General features: G+C 49.8%; 12 protein-coding genes and 1 other annotated feature (1 of these 13 cut by a window edge). Of the genes, 3 read left to right on the top strand and 9 right to left on the bottom strand.

Features of this window, described 5'->3' with window-relative positions:
• Positions 1-225: a binding site (T-box leader), on the bottom strand; it reaches 40 nt to the left of the window's first position.
• A gap of 106 nt (positions 226-331) precedes the next feature.
• The 5 genes from FE783_RS26460 to FE783_RS26440 form a co-directional block, all read right to left on the bottom strand.
• Entirely contained in the window at positions 332-1069 is a 738-nt protein-coding gene (locus FE783_RS26460) for an MBL fold metallo-hydrolase (protein WP_138882385.1), read from the bottom strand.
• Between the two features lie 34 nt (positions 1070-1103).
• Positions 1104-1847: a DUF975 family protein gene (locus FE783_RS26455; RefSeq protein WP_138882384.1), complete on the bottom strand. Its 744-nt coding sequence runs from the start codon at positions 1845-1847 to the stop codon at positions 1104-1106.
• Positions 1848-2010: 163 nt separating this feature from the next.
• The gene (locus FE783_RS26450; protein WP_138882383.1) at positions 2011-3486 is read right to left on the bottom strand and encodes a protein adenylyltransferase SelO; all 1476 of its coding nucleotides are present in this window, start codon (positions 3484-3486) and stop codon (positions 2011-2013) included.
• Between the two features lie 68 nt (positions 3487-3554).
• Positions 3555-5510, bottom strand: coding sequence for a PAS domain-containing hybrid sensor histidine kinase/response regulator (locus FE783_RS26445; protein ID WP_138882382.1), 1956 nt, complete (start codon positions 5508-5510; stop codon positions 3555-3557).
• 246 nt (positions 5511-5756) lie between these two features.
• On the bottom strand, positions 5757-6803 hold the full coding sequence (locus tag FE783_RS26440; protein WP_138882381.1) for an MBL fold metallo-hydrolase: 1047 nt from the start codon (positions 6801-6803) through the stop codon (positions 5757-5759).
• Between the two features lie 383 nt (positions 6804-7186).
• On the opposite strand from FE783_RS26440, the gene FE783_RS26430 reads away from it, so the two are divergent.
• Together FE783_RS26430 and FE783_RS26425 are read left to right on the top strand one after the other, a co-directional pair.
• Positions 7187-8083, top strand: a complete 897-nt coding sequence (locus tag FE783_RS26430; protein WP_138882380.1) for an RCC1 domain-containing protein — start codon at positions 7187-7189, stop codon at positions 8081-8083.
• A gap of 257 nt (positions 8084-8340) precedes the next feature.
• Positions 8341-9462, top strand: coding sequence for an aminotransferase class V-fold PLP-dependent enzyme (locus FE783_RS26425; RefSeq protein ID WP_138882379.1), 1122 nt, complete (start codon positions 8341-8343; stop codon positions 9460-9462).
• Positions 9463-9517: 55 nt separating this feature from the next.
• Here the strand turns inward: FE783_RS26425 and FE783_RS26420 are convergent, their stop codons facing one another.
• The 4 genes from FE783_RS26420 to FE783_RS26405 all read right to left on the bottom strand — a co-directional run bounded on the left by FE783_RS26420 (position 9518) and on the right by FE783_RS26405 (position 13347).
• Positions 9518-10618, bottom strand: coding sequence for a hypothetical protein (locus tag FE783_RS26420; RefSeq protein WP_138882378.1), 1101 nt, complete (start codon positions 10616-10618; stop codon positions 9518-9520).
• Between the two features lie 262 nt (positions 10619-10880).
• Positions 10881-11297, bottom strand: coding sequence for an NUDIX hydrolase (locus FE783_RS26415; protein WP_138882377.1), 417 nt, complete (start codon positions 11295-11297; stop codon positions 10881-10883).
• 106 nt (positions 11298-11403) lie between these two features.
• Positions 11404-12009, bottom strand: coding sequence for a methyltransferase domain-containing protein (locus FE783_RS26410; RefSeq protein WP_138882376.1), 606 nt, complete (start codon positions 12007-12009; stop codon positions 11404-11406).
• A gap of 777 nt (positions 12010-12786) precedes the next feature.
• Positions 12787-13347: a DEAD/DEAH box helicase family protein gene (locus FE783_RS26405; RefSeq protein ID WP_138882467.1), complete on the bottom strand. Its 561-nt coding sequence runs from the start codon at positions 13345-13347 to the stop codon at positions 12787-12789.
• 135 nt (positions 13348-13482) lie between these two features.
• On the opposite strand from FE783_RS26405, the gene FE783_RS26400 reads away from it, so the two are divergent.
• A complete protein-coding gene (locus tag FE783_RS26400; protein WP_138882375.1) occupies positions 13483-13935 on the top strand; it encodes a hypothetical protein in 453 nt (150 codons plus the stop codon).
• Positions 13936-14266: the final 331 nt, after the last annotated feature.

Here is a 14266-nt window from a genome sequence, read left to right as displayed (position 1 = left end):
TTCGCCGATATGTCGCCATATCCGCCTCTTCGAGTACGGCATTGCAACGCAATGCTTATACTCTAGCTCTGTAACAGGAGCTCCTGGCACACCATCAACCGAATAATGAGGATCCGATGTGCTGCTCAGAGTCTTTTTTCAATAATGAATTCTATACTCCTTCTCAGCCGGCGGAGCTCTCTGTGAAAGAATTCATTTATTTACTCGTCTCTTCATCGCATTTGAATGTTGCGTTTATATTATCAAATAACTGTCGCGACGTAAATATAAATTTAAAAATTTCAAAAACACTTCAAAAATTTGTCGGAGGCTCGAATGTCGGTGTATGTTCCTAAAACTTATACGTATGGAGGAGTTGTCGGAGCGATTGTTTAACGTCGCCTTGAAATAAACCTCCATGATAGCAAACGAGCCGCTCCATGTCGTAGTCGAGCAATCGTTCTACGGAACGGATCGCCTCATCGAGATCGAGCGTATAGTGGGGATTCGCGATTGCGAGCCGACCTTCCTCGATGACGACGGCGTCCGCCGCTATCATGGTTTTGCTTGCAGGCAAATACAGAGAAATATGCCCGGGCATATGACCGGGCGTATGGACGACCTCAATACCGCCGCACCAAGGGAGCGTTTCCCCACTGGAAACCGTCCGATCAACGGCAACCGGCTCGATGGACTGCAAGAAGCGAATAAACTGTTCCGCATGCGGTTTCGCTTCAACGGGCAAAGCGTCCAACGACGATTCCGCCTGCTCCAGCCGCAATGACTTTCGGGTCCCGTCGATGAACGGCTCTTCCAACTCGTGTGCGATGATCTCGATATGAGGGAACGCCCTCTTCCATTCAGCGAGCGATCCGATATGGTCCATATCGTGATGCGTCACGATCAACTTTGTAATCGTATCGAGAGTGTCTCCGATTCGGATAGCCGCTTCCTTAAGCAGAGGCATAAAATTCGGATAGCCGCAATCGATGAGAATCGTATCGCGTTCATCTTGAACAACGGTCGGGGTGATTACTTGCGTTTGTCCGTTATATTCAAACTCGATCTCCAGCAGTCGATAGTTTTTCATAAATAGCTCTTATTCCTTTCCTAAGGAGAATCCGCTACAGTCCGAGCTCCTCCCTGCTGCTGATTCCTTCTTGAATCGCTTTGTCCCGAAGCGTTATATACAGCTCCGCCTTCGTTGCATTGAAGTATGGCAGCACAAATAAAATGCCGAGCAGGAGCGCAAGCATTCCGAGCAAGAACCAGCCGATAAAGGACAGATCCAGCACGAAAGTCCGCCATTTTTGTTCATGCATCATCTTCCTGCTCAACTCGACCGCGCGTTTCGTACCGATCCGGGGATTATCCGCCAACAGATACGGCACAAGGCTGTACGAATAAAATTTCACGAATCCAGGCACAAGCAAGAGAAGATACCATAAGAAATTCAAGAAATCTTTCCATAACATCCCTTTGACGACGGACCAATAATTGTTCTTGGCGAACGCATATCCTATATAATTCATGTTTACGTCATCTTGGGCGGCTTGCTTGAAGTACTGACGGATGCCGACGATTAACGGCGAGACGAGAAGCACCTGAAATGCGAATGCGGCGATCACCACGAAGATTCCGATCAATACAAGAATGACAATGATCGTGACCCATATCCCGATGTCCTCCCCGCTGCCGAATATGGAGCCCGTGTCCCCGTCGAATCCTCTTTCGCCTCCCGAATTCCATGAGCAGCTAGGGAGTCCTCCGCCAATCAACGCCAGCAGCAGGCTGACCAAGAACGCCTTCCAATACGTCGCGCGCAAGCTTTGCCATGCTCTTTCCTTCAGTTCCTTGCGAGTCCACATCCGAACCGGCTCCCCTTTCGCACCTTACTTTTCTCACAATACTTGTCAATGAAGAAGTTCCAATTATTACTACCATTTTATCAAGCCGTTCCATCGCTAACAATCGTTTCAAGCAAAAAAGAAAAAGACTGCCGATCAAGCGGCAGCCTTGGATGGGTCTGGATCAAGTTCCGCAAAAGGTTCGGTAAGGACGGGTGGAAGGCGCAGGCGCAGTGCAGTACTCGGCGTGTTCGGGAGAGTGCTCGAACGGGCTTGAAAGAACTTGAAGAAGCTTCTCCATCACGCTGTAGTCTCCCTGCTCCTCTGCAGCTTCCAACGCTTCCTCCACCCGGTGGTTGCGGGGGATCCATGCGGGATTGCTGCTCCGCATCAACTGATGCGAGGAGGCTTTTGGCTGTTCTTGCCTGTCGAGTCTCGCCCGCCACTTCTCGAGCCACTGGGTAAAGTCCGAAGTGCCGTACAGAGCCGTCTCCTCCGGCTTATCGAAAGTTAACGCGCGGAAAGTATTGGTATAATCCGCTCGATGCTTCTGCATCATACCGAGAAGGTCTTCGATCAAGGTTTCATCCTCCGGCTCCTCGTCAAACATTCCAAGCTTAGCCCTCATGCCCGCAAGCCAATTATGGTGATACAGCTCAGAGAAATTCGAAATCGCATCTTCCGCCATCTTGACGGCTTGCGCCTCGTCATCGTTCAGAAGCGGGAGTAAGGTTTCGGCGAATCTCGCGAGATTCCACGCGGCAATATACGGCTGATTGCCGTATGCATAGCGGCCTTGAACGTCAATGGAACTGAACACCGTAGCCGGGTCGTAAGCATCCATGAAAGCACAAGGGCCATAATCGATCGTTTCGCCGCTGAGGGCCATATTGTCGGTATTCATCACTCCGTGAATAAAGCCGACGAGCTGCCATTTCGCGATCAGCTCGGCCTGACGCTTGATCACTTCCTGAAGCAGGTGAAGATAGCGGTTCTCATCGGCCCCGATTTCCGGAAAATGTCTCTGCAATGTGTAATCGGCCAGCGTCGCCAGATCCTGGGCGCTGCCCCATTTTGAAACAAACTGAAACGTGCCTATGCGCAGATGACTGGCAGCCACGCGTGTCAGAATGGCGCCGGGCTGTTCGGTTTCACGGATGACCGGCTCGCCGGTCCCCGCCACGGCCAGGCTGCGTGTGGTTGGAATACCAAGTGCATGCATCGCTTCGCTGATGATATACTCGCGCAGCATCGGCCCGATTACCGCTCGACCGTCGCCGCGGCGGGAGAATGGCGTTTTACCGGCGCCTTTAAGCTGAATATCGAACCGCTCGCCCCGGGGATTGATCTGTTCGCCCAGCAGCAGAGCCCGGCCGTCCCCTAACATCGTAAAATGACCGAATTGATGTCCCGCGTAAGCTTGGGCAAGAGGCAAAGCCCCTTCGGGAATACGGTTGCCTGCAAGCACCTTCGCGCCATCCTCGCTCTTCAGCGCTTGGACGTTCAGCCCGAGGGATTCTGCCAATGAATCGTTTAAAATAATCAACTCCGGTGATCGTACGGGGGTCGGGTTAAGCTTCGAATAAAATAATTGCGGAAGACGAGCATAACTGTTATCGAAGTTCCATCCCGTTTTATTCATTGCTTTTATCCCTGTCATCGTATCTCCTTTTTTCTTTTTGTCTTATGTATCTTAATATGTTCTATTGCATACAACATAAATCATAGTCATTCCGATATTAGGCCACGTTGGTTGATATACTTATCCATCACCTTGATCAACCGTTCCCGTTCGACCGGTTTGGTTAAAAATTCGGTGACGCCAAGCGAATAACCCGGCTGTCTGTCGCTCGTCATGGACCATATGACAACCGGAATGTCCATTAGCCCGGGATCATTCTTTAACGCTGTCAGTACGCTCCAGCCGTCCATGCCCGGCATGAGAATATCAAGGCAAATCACTTTGGGCCGCAGCTTATGGGCCAATCGCAGCCCTTCCGCCCCGCTATTCGCATAGGCCAGCGTCCAGTCCGTCTTGACAAGATAACGTTCCATAAGCTCCCGATTGGAGGCATCATCATCTATAAGAAGGATGCTGACCTGGCGAGCCTCATCCGCTGCCTGCTCCTCATCATCCAACCGGGGACGCGGCAAACCCTGATGATCGTCTGGCGTGACAGGCAGCCAACAAGTGAAAGTCGTACCTGTGCCAAACTCGCTTTCCACCCGGATATCGCCGCCCATCAGATGACTAAACCGTTGGCTGATTGCAAGACCGAGCCCCGTTCCTCCATATTTTCGCGTCGTGGAAGCGTCAGCCTGCGTGAACGGTTGAAACAGCTTCTCAAGCTGTTCCGGCCTCATGCCGATTCCCGTGTCCTGTACGCGGAATGCGTATCCACCTCGACCGTCTCTGGATTCGATGAAAACCTGAAACGTGATCGTGCCGTCCTCTGTGAATTTGTTGGCGTTGCTCAGCAAATTAATGAGAATTTGGCGCAATTTTGTAACATCCGTAGTAATATCCCCTTGCTCCTCGCATTTCATTTGAAGCTTATTGCCCTTGCCTTCCACAAGTGGGCGAATCGTCGTCATCACATCCTGAATCAATTCAGGCAAACGGCATGTCTCCGGATGGAGCTCCATTTTGCCCGCTTCGATCTTGGAAATGTCCAGTATGTCATTAATCAGTGCGAGCAGATGGTTTCCGGCTTTACTGATTTTGGACAAATCCTCCGCGAAGAGCGACTCGCCCAGTTCCTCGGCTTCCTCCAGCAGCATTTCGCTGTAACCGATGATCGCATTGAGCGGCGTTCGCAGCTCATGGCTCATATTGGCCAGAAACTGGCTCTTGATCATACTCGCTTGGATCGCTTCGTCACGCGCTTTGGCCAGCTGTTCCGTACGTTCGGCCAAAGCGGTTTCCGCTTTAACCCGATCCGTAATATCCGTACGAATCGAAATAAATTGCCGGGGGATTCCGTTGTCGCCGAGAAACGGTACGATTGTCGTATTCATCCAGTATTCGCTGCCGTCCTTGGCCCGATTTTTGACTTCACCTTTCCAGACTAGGCCTTGTTTTATCGTGTCCCACATTTCCTTGAAAAATGATTTGGGATGGTAGCCCGAGTTGATCACCCGGTGCGTCTTTCCGATCAGCTCCGTTCGCTCATACTTGGAAATTTCACAAAACTTTTCATTTACATACGTAATGACTCCTTTATCATCCGTGATCGCGACAATCGAAGATTCGTCCAATGCATTTTCGATATCGCGCAAATTTTCCATCGTTTCGATCAATTTCGCTTCATTCTGCTTGCGTCTCGTTATATCGGTCCCGATGCCCAAATACTGATAAACCGCACCGCTGTCGTTCACGAACGGGACAACGGTCAAGTTTACCCAATACTCGCTGCCGTCCTTCGCCTGATTTTTCATTTCTCCTTTCCATACTTGACCTTGGCTGATCGTTTCCCATAATCCCTTAAAGTGCGCATGGGAATCGAATCCGGAGTTTACCGTATTATGACTCGATCCAATGATTTCATCCCGATCATACTTTGTTAATTCACAGAAATGATCATTCACATAGGTGATGACCCCTTTTTCATCCGTAATCGAAACGATCGACGCTGCTTCCAGTGCAGCGATAGCATATTCGACGTCTTTGAGATTCGTTATCATGCTCTTCTCCCATCCAGCCTATAATCGAAGCGATTATCCCGCTCAACGATGCTCCTATTCGACAAAAAAATGATTCATTCTTCCCTATTATTGTACAAGGCTTTGCCATTTTTTTCATCGATAGATTTTTTCGGGAAACGCTGAGTAATCCATACAAGGAAAGGACTTGAGCGTGATGATAAAAAAATTAAAGGCCTGATTTCTCAGGCCTTCCGGTGTCATCATTCTTCGGTTTTTTGCAATCCTCTATTCTTTCATCAATATGGACGTTATGCCGGGTTCAATCAAATCGATAAATTTCAGCGCATCATCCCGGGTGCCGACTACATCGGCGTAATGATATGGAATGACGATGCGCGGGCGAATGAGATTCGCTGCTTTGGCCGCTTCCTCGTAGGCCATCGTAAACGTGCCGCCCATCGGCAGGAAGGCGACGTCCGCGTCGATCTGCTCCATCTCCGGAATCAGATCCGTATCCCCGGCCATATAATACGACGCTCCGTTAACCTTAATGATATAGCCTACCCATTCCCGGTCTTTCGGATGATTGCTCTTCTCCGTATTGTACGCCGGTACCGCCTTATACGAAATGTTCTTCACTGTTCCCTCTTCATTCGGAACTGCGCCGACCACATCCCCGAATCCGGCATCCGATACTTTGTCCAGCTCTTTCGCCGGGAATACGATGGTCGCATCGGCCTTGGCCACTTTGCGGATTTCACTCAAGCTGAAATGATCGCCATGCGTATGCGTAATAAAAATAATATCTCCATCCATCGGCTCGCCGTCCACCTTGTAAGGATCGACGTAAATCACTTGCTCCCCGGTGAGTTTAACCATCGATTGCTTGAACAGCTGAACGCCCTTCAGCACGTTCGACTTGGTCGTTAAGGTTACCGACTTCTTCTCTTTATTCCAGACAGCAGTAGCCCCGAGCTTGTCTTGGATGAAGGCAAGATCGACAAATACCCGGCCCTCTCTCAGAAACGGCTTATTGCCGTTCGCAGATTTTTCCGGTATAAACGTTACGGCAGCAGCGCCTTCCCCAATACGTACGGATGTGGTTTTCGCATCCCAGAACACTGGAATCCCCATATTCTCGGCTGCGATCCGGACGGGGACGTATACGCTGGCCGATACCGAATACGGTTTGGCGTCCGGAAACACAATTTCCCTCCCGTCTACCTGGACAATCACTTGTCCGTTATTCATCGTTTCGTCGGCTGCGAACAGCATTCCTGTACCTGTCAAAGACAGGAGCAAAACTAGTAAAACGGTTACACGAAGTTTCATTCGGACACCCTCCACCTAAATAATTTGTTGATCCCATCTGGAAATATGGGCGGGACTTAGCTGTATTCACCAGATAACAAATCTTAGCCGCAGATTGGATTCCCATTGACGATAACATTCTACAAAAACCATTAAATCCCTGTACGGCAAGAACAAAATGAATAAAAAAAATGACTCTTATCTCATCATTTCGGATATGCCATTCATTTGCTTATCCAATTGCTCGTTCAGCTTCTGAAGAGCTATTCTGAAGGAGCGTTCAACGGCGATAACGGCGACCTCCCCGATTTTCACTAAATGAAATCTTGCATGAATGTTGTATGATTGAAGTTGGAATCATTTTGCTTTAACATACCGGAACCTTGTTTTCGAGGAGGTAAGACATGGATTACATTTCACCGAAAGAAGCGGCGTTAAAGGGGAAACGGTGGCCTAAAGATATTATAGCGGCGGGTCCTCGTCATACCGTTGGTCTAAAATCGGACGGCACGGTGGTTGCTGCGGGTGATAATAAATATGGCCAATGTGATGTAAGCGGCTGGCGCGATATGGTGGCGGTTGCGGCTGGTAATGTTCATATGGCGACGAACACGGGCAATGCTCATACAATCGGGCTTAAATCGGACGGCACGGTGACGGCAGTGGGTTGGAATAAGCATGATCAATGCGATGTAAGCGGCTGGCGTGATATTGTGGCGGTTGCGGCGGGTTGGCGTCGTACCGTCGGGCTTAAATCGGATGGCACGGCGGTGGCTGTGGGTCGAAATAATGAAGGCCAATGCAAGGTAAGCGGCTGGCGTGATATGGTGGCGGTGGCGGCGGGTGACTGGCATACCGTCGGGCTTAAATCGGACGGTACGGTGACGAGTGTGGGTAATAATCGGTATGGCCAATGCAAGGTAAGCGGCTGGCGCGACATAGTGGCGGCAGCGGCGGGTTACCTACATACCGTCGGGCTTAAATCGGACGGCACGGTGGCGGCTGTAGGGTTGAATAAGCATGACCAGTGCGATGTAAGCGGCTGGCACGGTATTGTGGCGATAGCGGCGGGCAGTCATCATACCATCGGCCTTAAATCGGACGGTACGGTGGCGGCTGTGGGCTGGAATGAGCATGGCCAATGCAATGTAAGTGGCTGGCGCGATATTGTGGCGATTGCGGTGGGTTGCGCTCATACACTCGGCCTTAAATCGGACGGCACGATGGTTGCTGTGGGTGATAATGAATATGGCCAATGCAATGTAAGTGCCTGGCGCGGCATCCAACCGCCCGGCAATTAGTTTTCAATATTAAGCCTCTTGGAACGATCCGGTATGAAAAGCAGAGTACCGTGTCTATTTATTTGTAAGAAAAACGTCTATCGAAGTACTTCAAGGATGAGCGACCGCGATCAAGAGGAAGTTTTTCTTGGTTCAGAATGTCGCTGTTCGCTTTAACGCTTTAGCAAACTTAAACATTCTGAAACGTTAAAAAAATGCTATGATAGGAGAAGCATAAATCAAAAACGCGACACGATTTCGGAAAGGCGGACAAAGCCATGTCATCTTTTTACGGCAAGCTCGGCGTGACTACCGTTATTAACGCCGCCGACTCTTACACTATGATCGGCGGATCGCTGATGCCTGTTGAAGTAACGGACGCGATGGCGGAAGCGGGCCGTCATTTCGTCTCGCTGGAGCAGCTGCATCTGAAAGCGGGCGAGCAAATCGCCCGGCTTACCCGCAATGAGGCGGCCGTCATAACGAGCGGTGCCGCAGCGGCGCTGTCTGTGGCGACAGCAGCCTGCATGACGGGAGCGGATACCGAGAAAGCGCGGGAGTGGCCTCTGCATAACGGCGCGAAAAATGAAGTCGTTATGCATCGATGCCAGCGCAACGGCTTTGACATCGCGATCCGGCAGACCGGGGCGACTCTGGTCGAGATCGGCGATACGGCGGGAACAACTGCCGCACAGTTAGAGGCGGCGCTCGGCGACCGCACGGCTTGCATCATCTATTTCGATACTCCGCAATACACCCAAGGAGCGCTGGCTCTGGAAGAAGTCATCCGAATCTCCGGTCGGAAGGGCATTCCAGTCGTCGTCGATGCAGCTGCACAGCTGCCTCCGGTCAGCAACCTGTGGCGATATACGGAAATGGGGGCCGACCTGGTCATCTTCTCCGGCGGCAAGACGCTGCGCGGACCGCAAAGCTCGGGGTTTATCGTCGGGAAGGAACATTATGTGGCGGCATGCCGCCTCTACACGGGAGCCAGAAATTCGATCGCAAGGCCGATGAAGGTCGGTAAGGAAGAGATTGCCGGCTTGGTCGCGGCAATAGAGCGATATGTCAATCTGGACCATGAAGCGATGAACGAACATTACGAACGGCTTGTCGACCGCTTGCGCACCGGATTAAACGAGGCGGGCTGGAACGCCGAACGGGCTTACCCCGGGCCAACCGGTCAAGATTACCCTCTCGTTCATGTGAAACTGAATCGGCCCGCAGCAGTTGCAGAGCAGCTGAGCAGGCAGCTGTTGGAAGGGACCCCTTCCATACTCGTTGCTCTATCGCCGGATAAGCGGAGTCTGGTGCTGAACCCTTTGCATTTGCAAGAGGATGAAGTGGAACAGATTCTCTCGCGGATGCGTGCATTATATGGGTGGATTAGCCAATTATAACGATAAGTGAGAAGGCAGAGCCGTATTTAGGCCCTGCCTTCCCTATTCCTAAGTATTAATAATTAACGATCAAATGAGGCGTGTCGATCGCTTCCCCGGTATGCAACGATCGCATGCATGCATCAAGACCGCCGGTCGTAAGCAAAGATCGCTCGACAGCGTGTGGCGGCCGCCCGGTATGAATGAACTTCTCGATCTCCAGCACGAGTCTGCCGAAATGAATATAAGGCTTGCCGCCTTGCAGCAGAAACTCGCGGCATATCGGAGCCTCCTGCTCATCGACTTGATAGGCGGAAGCAAAAGTCACGACTTCGGGATTCGCCATAAGCACGCCCGACTTCAGTCCGTCCTTGTAGTTCAATTCGACGAACACGGGATCTTTTATTTCGCTCGGAAATGTGTCGAGGTTGCGAAGGTTTATATAGCCGCCCAACGTCCGGTATATTCCGTTCCACTCCTCGGACAGCAGCCTTCCGATCGCCTCACCGTCTTTATAAGCCTTGACCCTGCAAATCCCGGATTCGCCGCAAGCCCGATTTTCCGCAATCGATTGCATCATTTCCAGCGTATGATAGACGTAGCGCTCGACAGGACCGTAACAGAATCCAAACATTTTACGGAGCGGCGCACCGTTCGGAAATGGCTTCTCGGCGGGTCTCTGCGGGGAATAAGGCACAACGGAGCTTGACATGAAAGGGATACGGTTTTGCTTGATCTGTCTATACATCCACTCGATGTCTTCCCGGACGACGGCAAACCCTTTATCCGTAAATACGGGAACGATCCGATCGAATTCCAGCATAACCTTCAGACATTCTTCGAAAAAAAGGCGGCGCGGGTACAACGTCTGACCGAGTTCATTGTCGGGATAATCGCCGTGCTCCCCGATAATAATGATGCCATCCAGATCAAATTCCGATTGTCCCGCCAGCAGCGCCTCCCGGATCGTTCCGTGAATCGGAATACCGTGCTTGGCCGCCATTCCTCGGCTCAAGTCTGTAGGCGGGAATTTATCCACATACATGGCGACGATATCGATAGTCGAAGCATACTGTCGTCCGTCCATCCGAAAGCCGTCCAGCATCTTCGTCAAAATGACGTCTGCGTGACAAATGTCCCAGTATTCCGTAATAACGGCCGCTACTCTTTTCTTCAATCCGCCCACCTCCGCAATTTGCAACCATTTCAAATGACCCCTAACGCATCACACCGTCAAGGCAACCGATAAAAATGATAAATTCATATTGAGCTATGATATATTATATATAATATATCATTATTAATCAATGCATAAGGACAGATCAATTCCTCTCGGCCGGAGTTGCGTCCGTTAACGCAACAAGGCTGCCGATCCGCATCGGCAGCCACGTTTTAGATACATGTAGAGCAATCGCTTCTCGCCGCATGTGCGGCAACGCTTACTCATCAAGAAGGATACTTCGACTCATCTTCACTTGTTCAATCATATGGCCAATATTGCCTTCACCGGCAAATAAGGTCATGTCAAAAAAATCTTGGTTCAAATCGGACCAATACAATTCATTTTCGTCCCCCGAGACCCTAACATCGCGCTTCAATTTGCCTGCATACACTTCAACATAGCAATGCTGCAAATAGTATGTAAAATCCATGATATGATGTAAAGAAATATCCTCTTCCGTAATGCCGGTTTCTTCCAACAGCTCTCGGTAAGCTGCTTGAATCCCCGTTTCTCCGCTCTCGATTTTGCCGCCAACCAAATTGCTTAGTCCTTTATAGGGGTCCTTTACTCTTTTGCACATGAGCAGCCGATCCAAATCTTTACTATAAACCATAAGAACATTGTATCCTTGAATGAGCGGATCTCCTCTCTACTTGCCATTTTCGAAAAGTACAAAAGATCGATATTCATCTTGCCCGGCTCTTTATTATAACAAAGATCACTTGCCGATTTGAGCCGCATTACTCGTTTCTGAGCAAATAGACGGAAGGATGAAGACCTTTTAAGCTGAGAGTCGCTTCCTTGGAGCAGGAGAACCCGATCCGCTCGGCGGCAGCATGCAGCGCAGCATCCGCATCGGTTAGGCATAAGACGAAGCCTTTCTTCTTCAACACCCGTTTCATCTCCATGAAGACATCTTGATACAATGACGGTATATGCTCATCCGCCGAGATTTGTCGGCCAAACGGCAAATTGGTAACCACTTTATCTACATGTCCCGCATCGAGAGGGAGACGGCGGGCGTCCCAAAGTTGAATCGGTACATGATCGTTGATGCCGACATTTTCCTGAGCGGCGGTCACGGCTTCTTCGTCTCGATCTCCCCCGCATATTTGGAAATACGGATACGCAAGACGTTCCGAGACGATCGTACCCGAACCGCAGCATGGGTCGACTACAACATCCGTCGCTCCAGGCCTTGATAGCCAGACTAGAGCATGAGCGACTGTCGGACGCAAAGCGGCGTGAGTGAATGTTCTTTCCTCCCTCCGATAACGGAAGGCGGCATCCGTCAACCTTAATGAGAACACCGCTTCTTCATGAACGATATCAAGCCGAAACTCCATTTCATGTGTTCCGGAAAGATCATGAGAGCAAGTGGCGGCACGTTTCGCGATCCCTCGTGCACAAGCTTCGGCAGCTTCAAACCGGGAATAAGTATGCTTGCCTATACGGCTTGCATTGACTTTAAAGCTAACGGGTCTCGCGCGGTTTCTATTCGGCCAACATAATTCAATCCGGGAAATCTCCTGTTCGATGCCGGCCAAGTGAATCTTATGGGGGCCGACCCGAAACCGATGAATCCATTTGTATAGGTTGTCTGCCGTCCGTAAAACCAGTAACGCGTCAGTAGGTAAGCACGAATTAAAATAAACTTTGCCTCGTTCTATCGTTTCAATGGTAGCGTCTGTAATCTTAGTCCGAATCTCGTTCTCCAAAACGTGTTCGAGCCCCGGCAATACCGTTGCAATAATCGATGCCACTTTTCATTTCTCCTTCGTACTCGGGATTATGGGTACAAAAAAAGCGCAAATGAACAAAAGTCCATTCGCGCTTCCTCATACACAAAAAGGCCCCGCTTGCAGGGTCCTTGGAAGAGAGCGTGTTGACTATTCCGTTCCTTGACAGTCAGCAGCATGAAGAATCCATGAAAAATAAAACCCGAAATAACGGTTTTCGGATTCCAACGTGCCGCCGGTGTTATTCAGTTCATGATTAACTGATAACAACTGTCAGGAATACGGCCATCATCATCAACGCTCTCATCCCTCCATCCATACGAATATTCACATTATACAGAAGAATGAAGCGATTCTCAATCACCGCCAGTTCAATATACTTCTCTATAAGTCAAACCTCTGCTTGATCATGCTGGCGACCATGTCCGGGCTCAACGTTGAATTGTTGATTCTCATGTAATTCTCTCTTTTGATTTCACCATCGTAAGAGTTCAGCCGATTATTCTCCATCTTGGAGATCAGATCGTTTTCGGAGAATTCGATATTTCTTTTCGTAGGCTTATGCAAGAGTCTGTGTGGGCTTTTATTGCGTTCCAATCTTAGTTCCAGCTCTGCTTCCAATTCTACAAAACAAACAATGCCGCCCTTCGATTCGAATATGCGGCAAACACTCTCTACATAGTCCCAATCGGCCTGGCGGTCAAACGACCAAAGGTAGGTGAAAATCAATCCGTCCAAGTCACTATTCGCCACTTCTTCAAATATCGCTTGACGAAACAGTTTGACTAATCTTTTCCCCGGGGCCGTGCCGTAACTAAAAAAGGGGGCAACCATTTCAATACTCATATGATTGTGAAAAAGCTTCAATCCGGTTATTTTCTCGAGCTCCTGCCCGACGGTCATCTTGCCGACCGCTTGCGGTCCGAATATTAAAATAAATTTCATTTTCATTAACCTCTCCATTGGTTTTATAAGAACACAATTCGATCCATAGATGCATTAAACCTCTATCTAACAAACCTGCTGCATGGATAAAGGATCGTATGGAGACGCTAAAAGATGGAGGTGTAATAAGTCGGAATGAAAAAATGGATCATGATGTTCGTGTTGATTCCCATGCTCATGTTCGGAAATACGCCGGCCGCCGTATATGGGGAGGAATATCAATCACAGGAGGAAACCGGACAACCCGGTACGTTCGAGCCGTTCAAGCGCGGCAGCTTCCGTTCGCCGAGACAAGGCTATAATCCGGGAGTCGGAACACCTGCCCGTACGACTCCGGCGAGACCGGACAATGCGGCCCGCACTCCGACCACGCCCAGAACGACACCTGCTCCGCGAACGGGATTCGGAGGTTTTTTTGGCGGATTGTTCGGAGGACTTGCTCTCGGTACGATTCTGGGTTCGTTGTTTAACCCGTTTTCCGGGTTTTCCCTTGGATTCCCCGTATTATCGATAATCAGTTTAGTACTGTGGGCCGTCGCTATATTTGCTGTCGTTCGTTTATTCCGCAAGCGCCGCAATGAATATTAGGCTAAGGTAGATGTCCCCTCGGTTTTGTCATTGACGTTGACATGAGCCAAGGGGACATTTTGTGAGTTAGGACGCTGCCAACTGGAAAACATGCAGGTATTTCGGGAAAATGGGTGTTTTGGCTTCATTATAAAGGAAAACATGCGGTTAAAATCATTGAAAATCAATTAAATGAACAAAACGAAAGAATTTAACTGTAGGTTTGAGACTGTCGATTTACTTGCCTAAAAGTTAATCAAATACTCTTGTTTGGGGTATTCAATCGTCAACTAGGTGAAATACCCCACCAAAGCTTCTTAATTCGTACCGTCTACGGCACACTGTTTCGCCT

Origin of the sequence: Paenibacillus mesophilus (assembly GCF_005938385.1) — a bacterium.
Taxonomy (GTDB): domain Bacteria; phylum Bacillota; class Bacilli; order Paenibacillales; family NBRC-103111; genus Paenibacillus_AB; species Paenibacillus_AB mesophilus.
The sequence above is the reverse complement of the archived record's forward strand: the minus strand, read 5'-3'. Positions and strand labels throughout refer to the sequence as shown.